Below are 19,514 nucleotides of genomic sequence, written 5' to 3' on the forward strand. Positions count from 1 at the left end.
AGGTGCTGCGTTGTTTACCTGTGGCGCTGACGGCTGATAAAGATCGCCAGCAAAATAATTGCGCCCTTGATCACGCTCTGCACATAGGGCGAGACCCCGAGCATGTTCAGGCCGTTGTTCAATACCCCCAGCAGCATGGCGCCGAGCAAGGTGCCGACAATCACCCCGCGCCCACCGGCGATCGAGGCACCACCCAGGACCACGGCGGCAATCGCATCCAGCTCGAAGCCGATGCCCGCATTGGGCTGGCCACTCATCAGGCGCGAGGTCAGCACCAACCCGGCAATGGCGGCGGTCAAGCCGCTTATGCCATACACCAACAGCTTGAAGCGCGCCGCCCGCACCCCGGACAAGCGCACCGCTTCTTCGTTGCCGCCAATGGCGTAGATATAGCGACCGATGCGCGTGTGTTGCAGCAGCACATAGGCCACCAGATAGGTGACCAGCATGATCAGGATCGGCACCTGGATGCCCAGTACGCTTTCGCGGCCAAAGAAACCGAACCACTCCGGCAGCCCGGAAATCGGATAGCCATCGGTGTACATCAGGCCAAAGCCCCGGGCGATACCCATGGTGGCCAGGGTGACGATGATCGGAGGCATATGCAGGTAGGCCACGAACAGGCCGTTGCCGACACCGAACGCCACGCCGATCAGCAGCCCGGCGCCAATCGCCAGGCCCGGTGGCAGGCCCGCCACCATCAGGCCGGCGGTCAAGGTGCCGGACAAGGCCATCACTGGCCCCACTGACAAATCGATGCCGCCGGTGAGGATCACACAGGTCATGCCCACTGCGATGATCGCGTTGATCGACACCTGGCGGGCGATATTGGACAGGTTACTGGCGGTGAGAAAAGTATCGCTGGCCACGATCATCACCGCCGTGACCAGCAATAGCCCGATAAACGGATAAAACGCTGGCGAGCGCACCAGTCGCGCCAGGTTCTGGCGTAGCCGCTGGGTGCCTGCGCGGTTAATGGACGTATTCACTTGAGCCCCCTGTTGCATGGCGCATGACCTCTTGTGGGTTGACGGCAGACGCTTCCAGTACCTTGACGATGGCGCCCTTGTGGAACACGGCGACGCGGTCGCACATGCCGACGATTTCCGGCAGTTCCGAGGAAATCATGATGATGGCGTAGCCTTGCTCGGTGAGCTTGCGCATCAGTGCGTAGATCTGTGCCTTGGCACCGACATCGATGCCACGGGTGGGCTCGTCGAACACCAGCACATCGCAGTGATGGTTGATCCAGCGCGCAATCACCACTTTCTGCTGGTTGCCGCCGCTGAGGTTGAACACCCGGCTTTCGCCGCTCGGGGCCTTGATCGACAGCTGTCGCATCAACTCATCGACACTGGCGCACTCCTTGCCCTTGTCGATCAGGCCGCTGGCGCCCTGGTACTTGTGCAGGTTGTTGATGGAGATATTTTCGCGAATGCTGAAGTCGGTGATCAGGCCTTCGCTCTTGCGGCTTTCCGGCAGCAGGCCGATTCCATGGGCCAAGGCCTGGGCCGGGTCGTCGAGGCTGACTTTGACCCCGCGCAACCATACGTCCTTGGTCACCGTCGCCAGCGCGCCCATCATGCCCAGGGCCAGTTCGGTGCGGCCCGAACCCACCAGCCCGGCAAAGCCGAGGATCTCACCCTGGTGCAGTTGGAACTGGTTGTGCGGGCCATTGCGCTGCAGTTGAATGTCCTTGACCTCCAGCAGCAGCGGCCCGCGAGCGGTAACCGGTTTTGGGGGGAAACTGCATTCGAGTTTGCGGCCCACCATCATCTCGACCAGGCGGTCGATATTGCTGTGCGCCACATCGGTGACGCCGACATTGCCGCCATCGCGCAATACGCTGATGCGGTCGCACACCTGGAAAATTTCCTCCAGGTGATGGGAGATAAAAATCACCGCCACACCCTGGCGCTTGAGCTCGCGCATGATCTCAAACAACAGTTCGGCCTCGCTCGGCGTGAGGGTGGCGGTGGGCTCATCGAGTACCAACAGCCGCGCGTCCAGGGCCAGGGCCTTGGCGATCTCGACAAACTGCTGCTCGGCCACGCTCAGGTGCTTGACCGGGCATTGCAGGTCGATACTCACGCCCAGGCGCTGGAACAGCGCCTGGGCGGCTTGATGCATGTCACGCTTGCGCAACAGGCCGAAGCGGTTGTTCAGCTCATGGCCGAGGAAGATGTTTTCTACCGCCGTGAGGTAGGGAATCAGGCTGAACTCCTGGAACACAATGCCGATGCCGGCGGCAATCGCATCGCGATAGGTCGCGAACTGCTGCGCCTGGCCGTCAATCAGGATGCGCCCTTCGTCCTGGTGCTCGACCCCGCCGAGGATCTTCATCAAGGTCGATTTACCCGCGCCATTTTCCCCGAGCAAGGCATGAATCTCGCCGCGCTCCACCTGCAGGTTGATGGACTTGAGGGCTTGCACCCCCGGGTAGCGTTTACAGATATTTTCCAGTTGCAAAAGACTGCTCATGCCGCCGACCTCTCGTTCATAAGGATGCCCAGGGTCCACGGTTGACGTGGACATGGGCGCCTTACCAGCTGAAATCCCTGGCCTTGGCCTGATCGATCAGGGCGATATCCACCGGGATAGTGGCGGGTACTTGCGAACCCCACTTCTTGGCCAGGGCGATGCCCAGGGCCAGGCGGATCTGGTCGCGGGGGTACTGCGCCGAAGTGGCGATGAACTTGCTGCCGGGCTTGAGGATGGCCTTGATCGCTTCCGGCGCACCGTCGACGCTGACCAGCTTGACGTCCATGCCACTGGCCTCGATGGCCGACAGGGCGCCGAGGGAGCCGTTGTCATTGACGCTGAAAATGCCCTTGAGGGTGGGTTGGGCCTGGAGCATGTTTTCGGTCACGGTCAGCGCCTGGTCACGCTCCTGCTTGCCGTTCTGGATGCTCACGATCTTGATCTGCGGGTGCTTGGCCACCGCCTCTTTGCAACCGCGCACCCGCTCCAGGATCGGCACCACGGCGATGCCGTCGAGGATTGCGATATTGCCTGTGTCGCCGATGTTTTTGGCCAGGTACTCACAGGCCTGGAAGCCGGCGTCGAAGTTCTTTGAGCCGACGAAAGAGTCCAGCGGGCCATCGGCCTGGGCATCGACTGCGACCACCACCACACCGGCCGCGTGGGCCGATTTGACGGCGGACTGCACGCCCACCGAGTCCGTGGGGTTGATCAGCAGGATATCGATGCCCTTTTGCAGCATGTCTTCGACGTCACTGACCTGTTTGGACACGTCGTGGCGGGCATCGGTGATGATCAATTGCGCACCGATGGTCGCCGCCGCTTCTTGCAGGGCGTCTTTCATGGTGACGAAGTACGGGTTGTTGATTTCCTGGAAGGACGCGCCGATGCGCATGGGCACAGGCTTGGTGTCGGCCAGGGCGACGGTGCAGGTGCTTAGAGCCAACAGACACAGGGTTTTGCGAAGCTTTTTCATGGTGTGGGTCTCTGTTTTGTTTTTATTTTTAGAGCAAATGTTATCGTTAACATTTCGCCAGAAGCTAGCAAGGAAACGAGGCAGGTGCAAGCCCCCTTGCGCTTTCCCTGTAGGAACCGGCTTGCCGGCGATGGTCTTTAACGATGAAGGATCATTATTTGACGTGGCGGGTGTTCTGGCTGGCGCCATCGCCGGCAAGCCGGCCCCTACAGGGGCGAGCTCAGTTCGCAAAATTGGCAGGCCGGACTAAGCTTGGTCCCCAACAAAAAATACAACGAGCGCCACCATGACCCATCCCACCGAGGCTTTTCGCGAACGCTACCGCGCCGCTGTCCACCCACGCTATAACCCGTGGCTGCATGCCGGCTTTGTGCTGATCTATGGTGTGTCCTGCATCCTCCTGGCCTGGGGCAGCACCCAACATATCCAGGCCTGGGAATGGCTGGCCATCCCCCTGACGCTGGTGTTCTTCAATCTGTGCATCTACCTTGTCCATCGCCACCTTGGCCATCACAAACACGGTTTCGCCAAGCTGTTCTATGCCCGTCACACCGGGGATCACCACAGCTTCTTCACCCCCGGCCATATGACCTACGACAGCCCCAGGGACTGGCGGGTGATCCTGTTTCCAGCCTGGCTGATTGTGCTCCACAGCCTGGCCGCCACCCTCCCCGCCTGGTGGCTGCTCAAGCAGTTCAACCCCAACGTGGCCGGGTTGTTCGCCGGGTGCATGATCCTGGGTTACCTGCTCTATGAAACCTTCCATGCCTGCGAGCATTTGCCGCCCGGGCATCCCCTGGCCCGCCTGCCGTGGATCCGCCACATGCACCAGCTCCACGCCCTGCATCACCGCCGTGAATTGATGCAAGGGCGCAACTTCAACATCGTGCTGCCGCTGATGGATTATCTGTTCGGCACGTTGCACTGGGAGCCCGCCACAACCCCTTCCAAAGACGCTCGGGAAGCACCATGAGCCAAAAAATCCGTCATCTGCTGTGGCTGGTATTGATCGCCGTCGTCGCCTTTTTGCTGCTGATGCCCACCAAGGTCCAGCCAGTCAATTGGGCACCCCCCAAGGCGCCGTCGATGCAGGATGGGCCCTACAGCGAGAACCAGCGCCTGAAGGAGGTCCAGCGGATCGGCGCCCAGGACATCGCCGGGCCCGAGGCGTTGCTGGTGGATGCCCAGGGTTGGCTGGTCACCGGCCTGCATGACGGGCGGATCATCCGCACCGCACCTGACAGCAACACCCTGCAAGTGCTGGCCAACACCGGCGGCCGCCCCCTGGGCCTGGCACAGCACCCGGACGGGCGCCTGATCATTGCCGATGGGGTCAAGGGGTTGCTGGCGCTGGACGCCCGGCACACATTGAGCACCTTGAGCACCAGCGCCAATGGCTTGCCCTTCGGTTTTACCGATGATGTAACGGTGGATGCTGCCGGGCGCTACGCCTACTTCAGCGACGCCTCGAGCCGCTGGGGCTATGGCCAGGATGGTGAAGCGGTGATCGAGCATGGTGGCGACGGTCGGTTGCTGCGCTATGACTTCAACAACGGCCAAACCGAGGTGCTGCTCAATCAGTTGCAATTTGCCAATGGCGTGGCGTTGGGGCCGGATGAGCACTATGTGCTGGTCAATGAAACCGGCGCCTATCGCATCAGTCGCTATTGGCTCAAGGGCGACAAGGCTGGCACCCATGACCTGTTTATCGACAACCTGCCGGGGCTGCCGGACAACCTCACCTTCAACGGTCGGGATCGGTTCTGGGTCGCGCTGTATTCGCCGCGTAACCCCTTGCTCGATGGCTTGGCCGGTTACCCTGCACTACGCAAGATGATGGTGCGGGCGCTGATGGTGGTGCCCAAGCCGATAGAGCGCAGAGCCTTTGTGCTGGGGCTGGATGTGCATGGCCAGGTGATCGCCAACCTGCAGGATGCCAGCGCGGGCAACTATTCACCCATTACCAGCGCCCGCGAAGATGGCGAGTGGTTGTACCTGGGCTCGCTGAAGAACACCAGCATGGCGCGCTTGCCGCTGAAGCGGGCATTGGCTTTGTAGGAAACGATGAGGCCCTCAGGTCACTGCATGACTTGAGGGCCTCATCGCCGGCAAGCCGGCTCCTACAGGTGCGGGTGAATCAGCGCACGATGGTCTGGCTGCAGATATGCCCCAGGCTCACGTACTGCGAGATATTGCCGCCTACGCCCACACCCGGGAACTCCTTGAGTTCGATGCGCCAGCCGCCCATGTTGAACCAGGTCCGCCAGTTATACGTCTGGCCGGACGAGCTGTCCGGATAGACCACATTGAGATCGCCGGAGCAGGTGCCCAGGTCGACGCTGCCGGAGGCCGCGCCGGTGATGCCGGTCTTGGCCTCATAGTTGACCCAGTGGTAGTTGGTGGAGTCATCGAAACGTTTGTCGACCCGCAGCACCGGGGTCACGCCACGCAGCGGTTCGCCGGTGCTGTCCGACCATTGGGTGCTCCAGCTCAGGCTACGGGCGGCCTGGGTGGCCAGTTGCACGATCGAACTGGGGATACGCACCACATTGTCGCCATTCACATTGTTCTGGTTCAGGCGCGGTGCCGAGCCAAAGGACAAGAGGTATCGCGCCTGCGGGTTGAGCGCCACCGCCGGGTTGGCCCGTACTCGAACCTTGACCGTGTAGCCAGGGGTAAGGCTTGGGTAGGTGGAGGTGTTGTTTGGCTGGATCACCACCCAGTTGTTGCCATCGAAGCGCTCGAAGATCCACTGGTTGCGGGTGCCCGCGCCGTCATCACCGAGGAACATGCCCACGCCCTGGCCACGCAGCGAGGTGAAGTCGAAGTAATCGACATCGTTGACGCTGTCGAGGTTACCGGTCACCTGGTTCAGCCCGTCCGGCAATGCGAACGCGGTTTGCGCGGTGTCGTTGGGCTCGAAGGCGTCGATATTGCTGTCCACGGCCACGCCAAAGCTGAACTGCGAATTGCTCGCGGTGTTGGCCACCATGTACCAGTAGTAATCGCCGGCGGGCATCACACCGTTGAGGTACTCGTCGGCGTTGCCTGCGTTATCAGAGGTGCCCAGCAGCGTCAGGTTACCCTGGCCGTCGTCATGGAACAGGCTCAGCGACATATCGGTGCCGGCGCTCTGATTCAACAGTTGCAGCTGGATGCGCGCGCTTTGCGCCAGGTTGAAGTGGTAAGCGACTTGCGCCCCGGTTTCCACGCCAGTGACGGTGTACAGGGTGTTGATATCCAGGGTCGGGAACACCGGCACAAACGCTGCAATCGCGGCGCCTTGCAGTTGATTCACGGTGGGTTTTTTCAGCTCATCAACCACCGCATCCACCGGCGCGTTGCTGGCGGCGGCCTTGCTTGCCACAGCCTTGCTCTTGCCGGCCTTGGCCGCCTTGAGTTTTTGCTTGAGCTCGGCCGACAGTGTCGACGCCTCAACCTTGCTCCCCACTTTCAGCGCCTGGTCGACCGCATGCTTGACCGCCTGGGCGGACAACTTGGCTGGCGCTTGCGAAGGGTATTGCTCGGCCAGGGCAAAGGCCGAAACGAAGCAGGAGGCCGCCATGGCCGCGCCCAGCATAAAGGCTTTTTTCGATTTCATTTTTTATCCATCCATAGTTAAAAAATTGTGGCTTGGGTGCGCGGTGAAATCCGTTCACCTGGGATGGACTGTAGGACATTACTGTACATATGTACAGTATTGTTTGAAGCGAATGTGTGAAAAGGCAGCCACCGCCAAGGGACAAAACTGACCTTGCGCCAGCCCTCCACCACAAAGGCAATTTTTTCACATCGATTTCACTGGCCCACCACGCCCCTGACCCTAGATTGCCCGGCAACACAAACAGCTGTACCTCAGGTGCCAGGATGAATAGCGTGGTCGACATAAATTGCACCGACGGGGGCCGGGAGAAAACCCTCAAGCAGTTATGGCTGCGTTTCGCTACGCTCATTGCCCTGTGCCTTGTCGTGATGGGCGCGATGCTCTGGCCTACCTCACCGCAGAACCTGGGCATCGATAATCGCCTGGTCACTTCCGGGGCGCTGGCGGCCTGGCACGATGGCAACCTGATTGTTCTGGTGCGCCATGCAGAGCGCTGCGATCGCTCCAGCAATCCCTGCCTGGGCCCCGCGGATGGTTTGACCCGATCCGGTAGCGTCTCGGCAACGGCTGTGGGTACCGCGTTTCATACCCTGGGCATGTCCCACAGCGACGTGTTGAGCAGTCCCACCACACGTACCGTGCAAACGTCGCAATTCATGTTCGGCGACGCCCACGTGTTGCCCGACCGCTTGACCTTGTGCGGCACAACCCTTGCCCACGATCTGCCTGCACGTAAGCTCGCCGGGCGCAACCTGCTGTTGGTCACCCACAGCGAATGCATCGCCGACCTGGAGCGGGTACTGGGTTATCCCCACGCCGATGGCGCCGAATACGGCAGTTCGCTGTTTGTCCAAGTGGGCTCCCACGGCAAGCTCAAGGTGCTCGGGGTACTCAACAGCCAGGACTGGGCATCAGCCCTCGGGCACCTTTAACACTCAACTCACGCCAGTATCACCCCGGCAATGGAATCACCCGCAGCGGCCTGACCGACTTGTAGGAAAAGCTCGAATAGATTTCCTTCACGCACGGCAGTGTCTGCAACACCTCGCGGGCAAATTCGCCAAAGGATTCCAGGTCCTTGGCCACCACTTCCAGCAAAAAATCATAGCGTCCGGACACGTTGTGGCAGGCGACGATTTCCGGGATGTCCAGCAGCCGCTGTTCAAACGCCCGGGCGATTTCCTTGGAGTGGGTGTCCATCATGATGCTGACAAAGGCCGTCACCCCGTAGCCCAGGGCCTTGGGCGAGAGGATCGCCTGGTAGCCGCTGATCACGCCGCTGTCTTCAAGGTTCTTGACCCGGCGCCAGCATGGCGAGGTGGTCAGGGACACACGGTCTGCCAGCTCGGCGACGGTCAGGCGGGCGTTGCCTTGCAGGGCGTTGAGCAGGGCTTTATCGGTACGGTCCAGTCCTACAGGCATGTCTTGCCTCGAATAGTTGTTTTTATAGGTTTTCGTCCTTTGCCGAAGGTTTTTCTCGGCAAAGTAGGCAATGTTCAGCCTCGGTTATGAGCATAGCATTGTAGGAAATAAGGAGCGCCCGACATGAACAATAAACACAACACATTCGGCTTTTCCACCCGTGCCATTCACCACGGCTACGATGCCCAAGACCACCACGGTGCCCTGGTGCCGCCGATTTATCTGTCGGCAACCTTTGCCTTCCCCACCGCTGAATACGGTGCCGGTTGCTTTGCCGGCGAAGAAAGCGGGCATTTCTACACGCGCATTTCCAACCCGACCCTGGCCTTGCTCGAGTCGCGTATGGCCACCCTGGAAGGTGGCGAGGCAGCGGTGGCATTCAGCTCCGGGATGGGGGCGATTGCCGCAACCTTCTGGACCCTGCTGCGCCCCGGCGATGAGGTGATCGTCAGCCAGACCCTGTACGGCTGCACCTTCGCCCTGCTGCACCACGGCATCGGCGAGTTCGGCATCAAGGTGCGCCATGTCGACCTGTCGGACCTCGACGCCTTGCAGGCCGCACTCTCCCCCGCGACCCGCATGATCTACTGCGAAACTCCGGCCAACCCCAACCTGCAATTGATCGACATTGCGGCCGTTGCGAGGATCGCCCACCAGCAACCCAACATCACTGTGGTGATCGACAACACCTACTGCACACCCTACCTGCAACGCCCGCTGGAACTGGGCGCCGACGTGGTGGTGCACTCGGCCACCAAATACCTCAGCGGCCACGGCGATATCACCGCTGGCATCGCTGTCAGCCGCCATGACCTGGCGCAGCGCATTCGCCTGCAAGGCTTGAAGGACCTGACCGGTGCCGTACTCTCGCCCCAGGATGCCTTTTTATTGATGCGCGGTCTCAAAACCCTGGCGCTGCGCATGGATCGCCATTGCAGCAATGCCCAGGCCGTGGCCGAAGCCTTGCAGGCCCACCCGGCGGTCGAGTCAGTGACCTACCCCGGCCTGCGCTCCTTCCCACAATATGAATTGGCAGCACGTCAGATGAAACTGTCGGGCGGCATGATTGCCTTTGAACTCAAGGGTGGCATCGCCACGGGCAGGCGCTTCATGAACGCACTCAAGCTGTTCAGCCGCGCGGTCAGCCTGGGCGACGCCGAATCCCTGGCCCAGCACCCGGCAAGCATGACTCACTCCACCTACACCCCAGAGGAACGTGCCCAGCACGGTATTTCCGAAGGCCTGGTGCGCTTGTCGGTGGGGTTGGAGGATATCGCGGACCTGCTGGCCGATATCGCGCAGGCACTGGCGCATTGCACCAAGCGGACACCTGCGAGCAAACCCGCAACGCACACTGCGTAGAAGACGGCTTGCCGGCGTCTGCACGGGTCATTTCACCAGCCGGGTTTCCTTCGAGGGCCGGTAGCCGAAGTAGGCGCTGTAGCATTTACTGAAGTGGCTTGGCGACACAAACCCGCAGGCCACCAGCACATCGACCTGGGACAGTTCGGTGTGCTGCAACAGCCGCCGGGCCTCGGTGATGCGCAGCTCCATGTAATAGCGCTGCGGCGTGGTGCCCAGTTGCTCGCGGAACAAGCGCTCCAGCTGGCGCCGCGAGCGCCCGGCATACACCGCCAGTTGCTCCAGGGCCAAGGGCTCTTCGAGGTTGGCATCCATCAGGCGCACCACCTCACGTAACGGCGCACTCACGCAGATGTTTTCTGCGGGTTTGATCCGCCGGTAGCGTGACTCCTCAAAGGCCAGGATATCTTCGATACCTTCCACCAGCGCCTTGTCATGCAGGCTCTTGATCCAGTCCAGGGCCATATGGAACGCGCCCGAAGGGCTGGATGCACTGAGGCGGTCACGATCGATCACATACGGCTCGCTGCTGACCTGGGTGGCCTTGGCGATTTCGGTCAGGGCCGGGCGGTGTTCCGGGTGAATGGCACAGCGGTAGCCGTCCAGCAGCCCGGCCTTGCCCAGGAACCACGCACCATTCCATAGGCCGGCGAGGATCACGCCTTGTTGCGCCGCAGCCTTGAGCAGTTCGATAAAGGTTTCGCCGGCCTTGAGCTGGGTGCGGTAGCCGCCGCAAATCACCAACAGGTCGAGGTCGGCCAGTACGCCGTGGTCAAGGCGTGCGTCGGGGCGAATCACCAGGCCCAGGTCGCTGATCACTTCCTGCTCGTGCAGGCCGAAGGTGCGCGAGGTGAACAACCCTGGGCGTAGCAGGTTGGCGGTGATCAGGGTGTCCAGCGCCTGGGTGAAGGCCGGCAGGGAAAAATGCTCCAACAGCACAAAACCGGCACGAACCTGGCGCGGGGCCTGGCCCGGGGTTTCGTTCAGGTAGCGCAGGTTCTTGCCTTTCATCCCGCCGCTGAATTGCCGTCTGTGCATGATTGTTTGACCTGTCTGCGGCGTTGTATAGGGCGCCATCGCCAGCAAGCCGGCTCCTGCAAGGGTTCAGGGCTTGATGTTTTTCAACTGCTTGAGCAGTTCGAGCAACTGCTGCAACTGCTCCTCGCCGAACTGTTCCTGGATTTTCTGGTAGTTGCTTTCCATCCCCGCGCTCATCTCGACGAAGCACTGTTGCCCCTGCTCGGTGAGGTTCACAAACACCCGGCGCTGATCTTCGCTGGACTTGCGCCGGCGCACGATGCCGTCGCGCTCCAGGCGCGCCAGTACCCCGGTCATGCTCGGCTTGAGGATGCAGGCCAGGTGCGCCAGTTGATGGCTTTCCAGCTCGCCCTGCTGGCGCAGGATACGAATCACCCGCCACTGCTGTTCGGTCAATTGATGTTCATTAAGCAACGGCCGGAAAAACGCCATGGCGGCTTCGCGGGCCTGCAACAGGGTCAGCGTCAGGGAAGGTCTGGGAGTGGACATGGTTCACGCGCAAAAGAGATCGAAGCGTCGAAGCTTAGGGTCGGCTCCACGGGCATGCAAGCCGATCACATTACAAATTCGTTAACTTCTACATTAATTTACTCAAACAGGCTAAATTGTCTATTCATAATAAATATAACATGTTAACAATGTGCGTCCCTTCAGCGATCCGAAGGGCGATACCTACAAAAATAACAAAAGGAATCCGTCATGCATGTGCGCCTCCTCCCCCTGGCGGCCAGCGTTGGTCTGTGTGTCACGTTCAGCCCTTTGAGTGCCTACGCCGAGTTTATCCAGGACAGCAAGGCCAGCCTCGAGCTGCGCAACTTCTATATGAACCGCGACTTTCGCCAGACCAACGCACCGCAGAACAAGGCCGATGAATGGGCCCAGGGCTTTGTGCTGCGCCTGGAGTCGGGCTACACAGAAGGCCAGGTGGGCTTTGGCGTGGATGCCCTGGGCGAACTGGGGGTCAAGCTCGACTCCAGCCGTGATCGCCGTGGCACCGGCCTGCTGCCTTATGGCGCCAGCCAGCAGCCCGTCGACAACTACAGTGAGTTGGGCCTGACGGCCAAGATGCGGGTGTCGAAAACCGTGCTCAAGGCCGGTACCCTGCAACCGCAGTTGCCCGTGGCCGCCTACAACGACACCCGGCTCCTGCCCTCGACCTACACCGGTGAACTGGTCACGTCCCAGGACATCGCCGGCCTGACCCTGAACCTGGGCCGCCTGGAAAAACAGAACCTGCGCGACTCTTCCAGCAACGACCAGATGAGCTACGCCGGCGTCGACAGCAGCCACCTGGATCTGGCCGGCGGCACCTATGCAATCACCCCGCAACTGGCGACCACCTACTACTACGCGCAGATGCAGAACATCTACCGCCAGCACTTTATCGGCCTGGTGCATGACCTGCCGTTGGCCAATGGCATGAGCCTGCGCAGCGACCTGCGCTACTTCGATACCCGCGAGCAGGGTAGCCATGAGCTGCGCGGCGCTTCGCGAGTGGACGGCGGGCGTATCGACAACCGGTTCTTCAACGGCATGCTGAGCCTGTCGGCGGGTGCCCATAAGTTTGGCCTGGGTTACCAGAACCTCTCGGGCGACGGCGATTTCGCCTACCCCGGCATGGACCCCTATTCAGTCAACCTGGTGACCATCAACGTCTTCACCAAGGCCCAGACCGATGCCTGGCAGGCGCGCTACGACTATAACTTCGCCGCCCTCGGCCTGCCGGGCCTGACCTTCATGACCCGCTATGTGGATGGCACCCATGTGCAGACCGCCAGCGTGCGCAATGGCCGCGAATGGGAGCGCGATACCGACCTGACCTACATCGTGCAGAACGGGCCACTGAAAAACCTCAGCGTCAGGCTGCGTAACGCAACCTTGCGTTCGAGCAACGGCCTGACCAGCGATATCGACGAAAGCCGCATCATCGTTGGCTACAGCCTCGCGTTGTGGTGATCAGCGCAGGCCCGTTTGGCGCAGGCGGTACTCCCCCGGGGTCATCTGGGCATAACGCTGGAAAAACCGACTGAAGTAGGCCGGGTCCTTGAAGCCCAGTTGATAGCAGATTTCATTGGCGGAACTGCCGGTAAACAGCAGTAGGCGCCTGGCTTCCTGCATCAGCCGTTCAAGCACCAGACGCTTGGACGGCAGGTCGGCGATGCGTCGGCAGACATCGTTGAGCCGTGCCTCGGTGACACCGATTTTTTCGGCGTACGCCGATAACGGCCAATGCAGCAGATAGTGGTCTTCGATCAGCTCATTGAAGCGGTGAAAGATGCGCAGGTCCTCATGGCGCGCCGGACGTGCTTCCAGGGAATTGGCACTGAGCCTGAGCAAGCTGATCATGATCAGCCGCGTCAGGCTTTCCAGGGCCGCTGCGCGACCGGCGCCGGCGCTGTTGATTTCGTGGCACAACTCGTCAAACAGCCACTCCAGCCGCCTGATCTCGGGCTGGAACTGCGGCCCCAGGCGGGCCAGTGCCACGCAGGCCGGCGGTACTTGCGGGCCAGGCGCAAGGCTTGGGTCGGCATCGATCAGCGCCCGCACCCAGTGCTGGCGTACGGTCAAGACATGGCCATCGGCGTCCGCTTCGGTGACAAAGGCATGGGCCACCGTGGGCGGCGTGAGGAAAAACATCGGCCCCGATTCCAGGTACTGCCGATCGTCGAGGTAGACCCGCACGGCGCCGCTCTTGACGTAATGCACCTGGAAAAACCGGTCATGGCGATGCACAGGCATATTGCGCCCGAAAAAACCCGCCAGGTTGCCGAGGCGGTCGTAATGCACGTCGGCATCGCTGTAGCGCTGGTCGTAGACCTGACCGATGTTGATGTTGGGGATCGGTTTCACAGGCTTCTCTTGATTGTTTTTTACACCTGATGATTTTGCCACGCTTGACGGTAGTTAACATATTAATTATAACGTTAACACATTAACGAACTGCCTCCAGAGCAGTCGCCATCGCCAGGAGAAATCCATGAGCCGTACCCTGCATGATGTTGCCAGTGGCACCCTGTTCGGCGTCGCGCTGAACTACCAGGGCCTGCTGAACCAGCGTCTCGCCGAATTCGAGCAGCCGCCGTACCAAAAGCCGCCGGTCAAGCCGGTGCTGTTTATCAAGACCCCCAACACCCGCAACAGTCATGACGCCATCGTGCTCCAGCCCCACGGCGAACGCCTGCAACCGGGCCCGGCCCTGGGCGTGGTGATGGGTAAAAGCGCCAGCCGCGTCAGCGTGGACAATGCCCTGGAATATGTGGCGGGCTACGTCATCGTCAATGAATTCAGCCTGCCGGAAGACAGCTACTACCGCCCCGCCGTCAAGGCCAAGTGCCGTGACGGGTTCTGCGCCCTTGGCCCGCAACTGGTGGCCCGCGAGCAGATCGCCAACCCCCATCAATTGAGCCTCAAGCTGTTCGTCAACGGCGTGCTGCGCCAGCAGAACACCACGGCCAACTTTGTGCGCGGCATTCCCCGGCTGATTGCCGAAATCAGCGAATTCATGACCCTGCATGAAGGCGATGTGCTGATCACCGGCACGCCTGAAGGCCGGGTGGATGTACAGCCCGGCGACACCGTCGAAGTCGAGATCAGCGGCCTGGGCCGCCTGGTCAACCACATCCAGGCTGAGGAGCAAGCATGAAACACGCCCGTATCCGCTATGCAGGCCAGATCCATCAGGTCCACGTCGAAGCCGATAACGCTGTACGCCTGGCCGATGGCCGGCTGCTGGCCGAAGACCAGGTCGAGTGGCTGCCACCGGCCACCGGCAACATGTTCGCCCTGGGCCTGAACTACGCCGACCATGCCGCCGAACTGGCTTTCGCCCCGCCGACCGAGCCGCTGGCCTTTATCAAGTCGCCGGGCACCTATACCGGGCACAACCAGATCACCTGGCGCCCGGACAACATCGCCTATATGCACTACGAGTGCGAGCTGGTGGCGGTGATCGGCAAGCCGGCACGCAACGTCAAGCGCGAGGACGCCCTGGACTACCTGGCCGGCTACACCGTCTGCAACGACTACGCGATCCGCGACTACCTGGAAAACTACTACCGCCCCAACCTGCGGGTAAAAAACCGTGACGCCACCACGCCGGTGGGCCCGTGGATCGTCGACGTGGCCGATGTGCCAGACCCGAGCAACCTGACCCTGCGCACCTGGATCAACGGCCAGTTGCGCCAGGAAGGCAGCACCCGCGACATGATTTTCGATATCCCCTACCTGATCGAATACCTGTCCAGCTTCATGACCCTGCAACCCGGCGACATGATCGCCACCGGCACCCCCGAAGGCCTGGCCGATGTGGTGCCAGGGGATGAAGTGGTGGTGGAAGTGGAAGGTGTCGGCCGCCTGGTCAACCGAATTGTCAGCGAGGCGGACTTTTTCACCGCCCGCAAAGAGGCTTGAGCACCATGATCAAACACTGGATCGACGGCCGTGAGGTCGAAAGCAAAGACACCTTCATCAATTACAACCCCGCCACCGGCGAGGCCATTGGTGAAGTGGCCAGCGGTGGCGCCGAAGAAGTCGCCCAGGCCGTGGCCGCCGCCAAGGAAGCCTTCCCGAAGTGGGCCAACACCCCGGCCAAGGAACGCGCGCGCCTGATGCGCAAGCTCGGTGAACTGATCGAGCAGAACGTGCCGCACCTGGCCGAACTGGAAACCCTGGACACCGGCCTGCCCATCCACCAGACCAAGAACGTGCTGATCCCACGGGCTTCGCACAACTTTGATTTCTTCGCCGAAGTCTGCACACGCATGGACGGCCACAGCTACCCGGTGGACGACCAGATGCTCAACTACACCCTGTACCAACCAGTGGGTGTGTGCGCGCTGGTGTCGCCGTGGAACGTGCCATTCATGACCGCCACCTGGAAGACCGCTCCGTGCCTGGCCCTGGGCAACACGGCGGTCCTGAAGATGTCCGAGCTGTCACCGCTGACCGCCAACGAACTGGGACGCCTGGCCCTGGAAGCTGGGATTCCCAAGGGCGTGCTCAACGTGATCCAGGGCTACGGCGCCACCGCCGGCGATGCCCTGGTGCGCCATCCGGATGTGCGGGCGATTTCCTTTACCGGCGGCACCGCCACCGGCAAGAAGATCATGCAGACCGCCGGCCTGAAAAAGTACTCCATGGAGCTGGGCGGCAAGTCGCCGGTGCTGATTTTTGAGGATGCCGACCTCGAACGGGCCCTGGATGCGGCGCTGTTCACCATCTTCTCGCTGAACGGCGAGCGCTGCACCGCCGGCAGCCGGGTGTTCATCCAGGAGAGCGTGTACCCGCAGTTCGTCGCCGAGTTCGCGGCCCGCGCCAAACGCCTGATTGTCGGTGACCCACAAGACCCCACTACCCAGGTTGGCTCGATGATCACTCAAGCCCACTATGACAAAGTCACCGGCTACATCAAGATTGGCCTCGAAGAAGGTGCAAACCTGGTTGCAGGCGGCCTGGAGCGGCCGGCCAACCTGCCGGCGCACCTGGCACGCGGGCAGTTTGTCCAGCCCACCGTATTCGCCGACGTCAACAACAGCATGCGCATCGCCCAGGAAGAAATCTTTGGTCCGGTGGTGTGCCTGATTCCCTTCAAGGACGAAGCCCAAGCGCTGCAACTGGCTAACGATACCGAGTATGGCCTGGCGTCCTATATCTGGACCCAGGACATCGGCAAGGCCCATCGCCTGGCCCGTGGCATCGAGGCCGGCATGGTGTTTATCAACAGTCAGAACGTGCGCGACCTGCGCCAGCCGTTCGGCGGGGTCAAGGGGTCCGGTACCGGTCGTGAAGGCGGCCAGTACAGCTTCGAAGTTTTCGCAGAGATCAAGAACGTGTGTATCTCCATGGGTAGCCATCACATCCCGCGCTGGGGCGTGTAGCTGCATGAACGCTGTCTGTAGGCGCCGGCAAGCCGGCTCCTACGGTCCAACAAAAATAATGAATTCAGGAGAATGATCATGGGTGAAGTCGTTCTGGCAGCGAAAATCTGCCACGTCCCTTCCATGTACCTGTCGGAACTGCCGGGCAAGCACCACGGGTGCCGCGAAGCGGCGATCGCCGGGCACAAGGAAATCGGGCGCCGCGCCCGTGAACTGGGGGCCGACACCGCCGTCGTCTTCGATGTGCACTGGCTGGTCAACAGCGGTTACCACGTCAACGGTGGCGAACGTTTCCAGGGCACCTACACCAGCAATGAGCTGCCGCACTTCATCAAGAACATGGAGTACGCCTACCCTGGCTGCCCGGAACTGGGCGAACTGATTGCCGCCGAAGCCAACCTGGCCGGGGTGCGCACCATGGCCCACAACATCCCGAGCCTGGAGCTGGAATACGGCACCCTGGTGCCCATGCGCTACATGCACATGGATGTACCCCAGGCGCAGAAATTCAACGTGGTCTCCATCGCTGCCTGGTGCGCCTGGCATCGCCTGGAAGACAGCTTCGCCTTCGGTGCCGCCGTGCGCCGGGCCATTGAGAAAAGTGACCGCAAGGTGCTGGTGCTGGCCTCCGGATCACTGTCGCACCGTTTCTCCGACGACCGCGAAGCCGAAGCCAACATCCACAACTGGACCCGCGAGTTCGACAAGCAAGTGGACATGCACGTGGTGCAGATGTGGCGTGAAGGCCGCTTCAAGGAGTTCTGCGCGATGCTCCCGGACTACGCCGAACATTGCTTTGGCGAAGGCAAGATGCACGACACCGCGATGCTCCTGGGCTTGCTCGGCGGGCCTGAGTACAACCGCCCGGCCGAGATCATCACCGCGCCGTTCGGCAGCTCCGGCACCGGCCAGATCAACGCCATTTTCCCGCTCTGAATACATGTGGGAGCTGTCTCGCCCGGCGAGACAGCTCCCACATTGAATCGCGTACAGAAGGAGGCTTTGCATGCCGCATTTCATCGCCGAATACACCGACAACCTCCACTCCCAGGCCGATCTGCCAGGGCTGTTTGAAAAGGTCCACCAGGTTCTGGGAGACAGTGGCGTATTCCCCCTCGGCGGCATCCGCAGCCGTGCGGTGCGCCTGGACACCTGGCGCATGGCCGATGGCAAGCACGACTACGCCTTCGTCCATATGACCCTCAAGGTCGGCCACGGGCGTGACCTGGCTACCCGCCAGGCCGTGGCCCAGACCCTGTTCGCGGTGATCACGGAACACTTCGCCGCCCTGCAGGCACAGCGGCTGCTGGCCCTGTCCTTCGAGATGATCGAGTTGCACCCGCAGTTGAATTTCAAACAGAACAACGTCCATGCGTTTCTGAATAACCAGGCGGGCTGACTCCCCGCCTCCCCCAACGGCCTCTCAGACAAAAAGTACAACATCATGAGCACAGCCAATACCGCCCACAGCGTCACCCTTGCCGAGCATGACCGCACCCACAGCACCGTCACCTGGCGGCTGATGCCGCTGTTGCTGATCTGCTATCTGTTTGCCCACCTGGACCGGATCAACATCGGGTTCGCCAAGATGCAGATGAGCAGCGACCTGCACTTCAGCGACACGGTGTACGGCTTCGGCGCCGGTCTGTTTTTCATCGCCTACGCGCTGTTCGGCGTGCCCAGCAACATGGCCCTGGACCGTGTCGGCCCACGGCGCTGGATCGCCTGCCTGATGGTGGTGTGGGGCATCCTGTCCACCAGCATGCTGTGGGTCGAAAGCGCCAGCGGCTTCTACATCCTGCGCTTTTTGCTGGGGATGGCCGAGGCGGGCTTTTTCCCGGGGATCCTGGTGTTTCTCAACCGTTGGTACCCGGCCCGTCGCCGGGCGCAGATCACCGCACTGTTCGCCATTGCCGTGCCTATGGCCGGGGTGATTGGCGGGCCATTGTCGGGGGCGATCCTGGAGAGTTTCCACGACTTCGGCGGCATGCGCGGCTGGCAGTGGATGTTCCTCATCGAAGGCGCCCCCGTCGTGCTGCTGGGCCTGGTGGTACTCAAATGCCTGCCGGACAGTTTTGAAACGGTCAAGTGGCTCAACGACACCCAGAAGCAACAGTTGCGCGAGCAGTTGAGCACCGAGGAAAAGCGCAAATCCATCACGTCCTTTGGCGGGATCATCCGCGACCCGCAAGTCTGGCTGCTGGTAGCGATCTATTTTGCAGTGATGCTGGCGGTCAACACCCTGGCGTTCTGGATGCCGACCCTGATCCACGGTGCCGGCATTGGCCGGGACAGCCAGGTCGGCCTGTTGAGCGCGGTGCCGTACCTGGCCGGCTGCTTCTTCATGATCGGCTGTGGACGCTCATCGGACCGTAACCGTGAACGCCGCTGGCACTTGTGCGTACCGCTGCTGATGGCGGCCGTGGGCATCGCGATCACCGGCCTGGCACCGGGCAACCCGCTGTTGGTCATGGGCGGCCTGATCATCGCCGGCATGGGCGCCAGCGCCGCGCTGCCGATGTTCTGGCAACTGCCGCCGGCCTTCCTGTCCAACTGCACCCAGGCCGCCGGCATCGCCATGATCAGTTCGTTTGGCAGCATCGCCTCGTTCCTTGCCCCGTACCTGATCGGCTGGATGCGCGACACCACCCAAAGCGCAAGCCTTGCCCTGTACGTGCTGGCGCTGTTTATCGCCCTTGGCGGCTTGCTGGTGTTGCGCACCAACGCCGCCATCGTCAACCCTCAGTAAGAGACC

The 19,514-nt window shown here is 61.4% G+C and carries 19 protein-coding genes; 11 read left to right on the forward strand and 8 right to left on the reverse strand.

Annotated elements, in window-relative coordinates; genetic code table 11:
• Window positions 1-14 precede the first annotated feature (14 nt).
• From HZ99_RS06695 to HZ99_RS06705, 3 genes are all read right to left on the reverse strand, one after another.
• A complete protein-coding gene (locus HZ99_RS06695; protein WP_038441948.1) occupies window positions 15-1,007 on the reverse strand; it encodes an ABC transporter permease in 993 nt (330 codons plus the stop codon).
• Window positions 973-2,481: a sugar ABC transporter ATP-binding protein gene (locus HZ99_RS06700; RefSeq protein WP_038441949.1), complete on the reverse strand. Its 1,509-nt coding sequence runs from the start codon at window positions 2,479-2,481 to the stop codon at window positions 973-975. Before HZ99_RS06700 ends, HZ99_RS06695 begins: the two co-directional genes overlap by 35 nt.
• A 61-nt stretch (window positions 2,482-2,542) precedes the next feature.
• Window positions 2,543-3,457 carry a substrate-binding domain-containing protein gene (locus HZ99_RS06705; protein WP_038441950.1) on the reverse strand — a complete coding sequence of 305 codons (915 nt, stop codon included), beginning with the start codon at window positions 3,455-3,457 and terminating at the stop codon, window positions 2,543-2,545.
• Window positions 3,458-3,743: 286 nt separating this feature from the next.
• Here HZ99_RS06705 and HZ99_RS06710 point away from each other — a divergent pair, with 286 nt between their 5' ends.
• Both HZ99_RS06710 and HZ99_RS06715 read left to right on the forward strand, forming a co-directional pair.
• On the forward strand, window positions 3,744-4,430 hold the full coding sequence (locus HZ99_RS06710; RefSeq protein WP_038441951.1) for a sterol desaturase family protein: 687 nt from the start codon (window positions 3,744-3,746) through the stop codon (window positions 4,428-4,430).
• Window positions 4,427-5,515, forward strand: a complete 1,089-nt coding sequence (locus HZ99_RS06715) for an SMP-30/gluconolactonase/LRE family protein (RefSeq protein ID WP_038441952.1) — start codon at window positions 4,427-4,429, stop codon at window positions 5,513-5,515. The genes HZ99_RS06710 and HZ99_RS06715 overlap by 4 nt, the downstream gene beginning before the upstream one ends.
• Window positions 5,516-5,594: 79 nt before the next feature.
• On the opposite strand, the gene HZ99_RS06720 is transcribed toward HZ99_RS06715, so the two are convergent.
• A complete protein-coding gene (locus tag HZ99_RS06720; RefSeq protein WP_038441953.1) occupies window positions 5,595-7,058 on the reverse strand; it encodes a hypothetical protein in 1,464 nt (487 codons plus the stop codon).
• Between the two features lie 266 nt (window positions 7,059-7,324).
• Here HZ99_RS06720 and HZ99_RS06725 point away from each other — a divergent pair, with 266 nt between their 5' ends.
• Window positions 7,325-7,993: a histidine phosphatase family protein gene (locus HZ99_RS06725; protein ID WP_038441954.1), complete on the forward strand. Its 669-nt coding sequence runs from the start codon at window positions 7,325-7,327 to the stop codon at window positions 7,991-7,993.
• Between the two features lie 19 nt (window positions 7,994-8,012).
• Here the strand turns inward: HZ99_RS06725 and HZ99_RS06730 are convergent, their stop codons facing one another.
• Window positions 8,013-8,483 carry an Lrp/AsnC family transcriptional regulator gene (locus tag HZ99_RS06730; RefSeq protein ID WP_029294365.1) on the reverse strand — a complete coding sequence of 157 codons (471 nt, stop codon included), beginning with the start codon at window positions 8,481-8,483 and terminating at the stop codon, window positions 8,013-8,015.
• 123 nt (window positions 8,484-8,606) lie between these two features.
• Here HZ99_RS06730 and HZ99_RS06735 point away from each other — a divergent pair, with 123 nt between their 5' ends.
• Window positions 8,607-9,845 (forward strand): methionine gamma-lyase, encoded by a 1,239-nt coding sequence (locus HZ99_RS06735; protein ID WP_038441955.1) that lies wholly within the window; start codon window positions 8,607-8,609, stop codon window positions 9,843-9,845.
• Between the two features lie 27 nt (window positions 9,846-9,872).
• On the opposite strand, the gene HZ99_RS06740 is transcribed toward HZ99_RS06735, so the two are convergent.
• A complete protein-coding gene (locus tag HZ99_RS06740) occupies window positions 9,873-10,883 on the reverse strand; it encodes a GlxA family transcriptional regulator (RefSeq protein ID WP_038441956.1) in 1,011 nt (336 codons plus the stop codon).
• 66 nt (window positions 10,884-10,949) lie between these two features.
• Window positions 10,950-11,372: a homoprotocatechuate degradation operon regulator HpaR gene (hpaR, locus tag HZ99_RS06745; RefSeq protein ID WP_038441957.1), complete on the reverse strand. Its 423-nt coding sequence runs from the start codon at window positions 11,370-11,372 to the stop codon at window positions 10,950-10,952.
• Window positions 11,373-11,582: 210 nt separating this feature from the next.
• Here hpaR and HZ99_RS06750 point away from each other — a divergent pair, with 210 nt between their 5' ends.
• Window positions 11,583-12,839, forward strand: a complete 1,257-nt coding sequence (locus HZ99_RS06750) for an OprD family porin (protein ID WP_038441958.1) — start codon at window positions 11,583-11,585, stop codon at window positions 12,837-12,839.
• On the opposite strand, the gene hpaA is transcribed toward HZ99_RS06750, so the two are convergent.
• Window positions 12,840-13,733, reverse strand: coding sequence for a 4-hydroxyphenylacetate catabolism regulatory protein HpaA (gene hpaA, locus HZ99_RS06755; RefSeq protein ID WP_038441959.1), 894 nt, complete (start codon window positions 13,731-13,733; stop codon window positions 12,840-12,842).
• A 127-nt stretch (window positions 13,734-13,860) separates the two neighbouring features.
• On the opposite strand from hpaA, the gene HZ99_RS06760 reads away from it, so the two are divergent.
• From HZ99_RS06760 to HZ99_RS06785, 6 genes are all read left to right on the forward strand, one after another.
• Window positions 13,861-14,526 (forward strand): fumarylacetoacetate hydrolase family protein, encoded by a 666-nt coding sequence (locus HZ99_RS06760; RefSeq protein WP_038441960.1) that lies wholly within the window; start codon window positions 13,861-13,863, stop codon window positions 14,524-14,526.
• Entirely contained in the window at window positions 14,523-15,293 is a 771-nt protein-coding gene (locus tag HZ99_RS06765) for a fumarylacetoacetate hydrolase family protein (protein WP_038441961.1), read from the forward strand. The genes HZ99_RS06760 and HZ99_RS06765 overlap by 4 nt, the downstream gene beginning before the upstream one ends.
• Window positions 15,294-15,298: 5 nt before the next feature.
• Entirely contained in the window at window positions 15,299-16,759 is a 1,461-nt protein-coding gene (gene hpaE, locus HZ99_RS06770; protein WP_038441962.1) for a 5-carboxymethyl-2-hydroxymuconate semialdehyde dehydrogenase, read from the forward strand.
• 78 nt (window positions 16,760-16,837) lie between these two features.
• Window positions 16,838-17,695, forward strand: coding sequence for a 3,4-dihydroxyphenylacetate 2,3-dioxygenase (gene hpaD / locus HZ99_RS06775; protein WP_038447969.1), 858 nt, complete (start codon window positions 16,838-16,840; stop codon window positions 17,693-17,695).
• Window positions 17,696-17,765: 70 nt separating this feature from the next.
• Window positions 17,766-18,158 carry a 5-carboxymethyl-2-hydroxymuconate Delta-isomerase gene (locus HZ99_RS06780; protein WP_038441963.1) on the forward strand — a complete coding sequence of 131 codons (393 nt, stop codon included), beginning with the start codon at window positions 17,766-17,768 and terminating at the stop codon, window positions 18,156-18,158.
• A 45-nt stretch (window positions 18,159-18,203) separates the two neighbouring features.
• Entirely contained in the window at window positions 18,204-19,508 is a 1,305-nt protein-coding gene (locus HZ99_RS06785; RefSeq protein ID WP_038441964.1) for an MFS transporter, read from the forward strand.
• Window positions 19,509-19,514: the final 6 nt, after the last annotated feature.

The organism is Pseudomonas fluorescens (assembly GCF_000730425.1).
Lineage (GTDB): Bacteria > Pseudomonadota > Gammaproteobacteria > Pseudomonadales > Pseudomonadaceae > Aquipseudomonas > Aquipseudomonas fluorescens_X.

What these genes read in the sequence shown, in the direction of transcription:
- HZ99_RS06695 (WP_038441948.1), bottom strand. Translation starts at nt 1,007, where the DNA reads ATGCAACAGGGGGCTCAAGTGAATACGTCCATTAACCGCGCAGGCACC.
- HZ99_RS06710 (WP_038441951.1), top strand. Translation starts at nt 3,744, where the DNA reads ATGACCCATCCCACCGAGGCTTTTCGCGAACGCTACCGCGCCGCTGTC.
- hpaR (WP_038441957.1), bottom strand. Translation starts at nt 11,372, where the DNA reads ATGTCCACTCCCAGACCTTCCCTGACGCTGACCCTGTTGCAGGCCCGC.
- HZ99_RS06705 (WP_038441950.1), bottom strand. Translation starts at nt 3,457, where the DNA reads ATGAAAAAGCTTCGCAAAACCCTGTGTCTGTTGGCTCTAAGCACCTGC.
- HZ99_RS06735 (WP_038441955.1), top strand. Translation starts at nt 8,607, where the DNA reads ATGAACAATAAACACAACACATTCGGCTTTTCCACCCGTGCCATTCAC.
- HZ99_RS06785 (WP_038441964.1), top strand. Translation starts at nt 18,204, where the DNA reads ATGAGCACAGCCAATACCGCCCACAGCGTCACCCTTGCCGAGCATGAC.
- HZ99_RS06765 (WP_038441961.1), top strand. Translation starts at nt 14,523, where the DNA reads ATGAAACACGCCCGTATCCGCTATGCAGGCCAGATCCATCAGGTCCAC.
- HZ99_RS06725 (WP_038441954.1), top strand. Translation starts at nt 7,325, where the DNA reads ATGAATAGCGTGGTCGACATAAATTGCACCGACGGGGGCCGGGAGAAA.
- hpaD (WP_038447969.1), top strand. Translation starts at nt 16,838, where the DNA reads ATGGGTGAAGTCGTTCTGGCAGCGAAAATCTGCCACGTCCCTTCCATG.
- HZ99_RS06715 (WP_038441952.1), top strand. Translation starts at nt 4,427, where the DNA reads ATGAGCCAAAAAATCCGTCATCTGCTGTGGCTGGTATTGATCGCCGTC.
- HZ99_RS06750 (WP_038441958.1), top strand. Translation starts at nt 11,583, where the DNA reads ATGCATGTGCGCCTCCTCCCCCTGGCGGCCAGCGTTGGTCTGTGTGTC.
- HZ99_RS06720 (WP_038441953.1), bottom strand. Translation starts at nt 7,058, where the DNA reads ATGAAATCGAAAAAAGCCTTTATGCTGGGCGCGGCCATGGCGGCCTCC.
- HZ99_RS06760 (WP_038441960.1), top strand. Translation starts at nt 13,861, where the DNA reads ATGAGCCGTACCCTGCATGATGTTGCCAGTGGCACCCTGTTCGGCGTC.
- HZ99_RS06730 (WP_029294365.1), bottom strand. Translation starts at nt 8,483, where the DNA reads ATGCCTGTAGGACTGGACCGTACCGATAAAGCCCTGCTCAACGCCCTG.
- HZ99_RS06740 (WP_038441956.1), bottom strand. Translation starts at nt 10,883, where the DNA reads ATGCACAGACGGCAATTCAGCGGCGGGATGAAAGGCAAGAACCTGCGC.
- HZ99_RS06780 (WP_038441963.1), top strand. Translation starts at nt 17,766, where the DNA reads ATGCCGCATTTCATCGCCGAATACACCGACAACCTCCACTCCCAGGCC.
- HZ99_RS06700 (WP_038441949.1), bottom strand. Translation starts at nt 2,481, where the DNA reads ATGAGCAGTCTTTTGCAACTGGAAAATATCTGTAAACGCTACCCGGGG.
- hpaE (WP_038441962.1), top strand. Translation starts at nt 15,299, where the DNA reads ATGATCAAACACTGGATCGACGGCCGTGAGGTCGAAAGCAAAGACACC.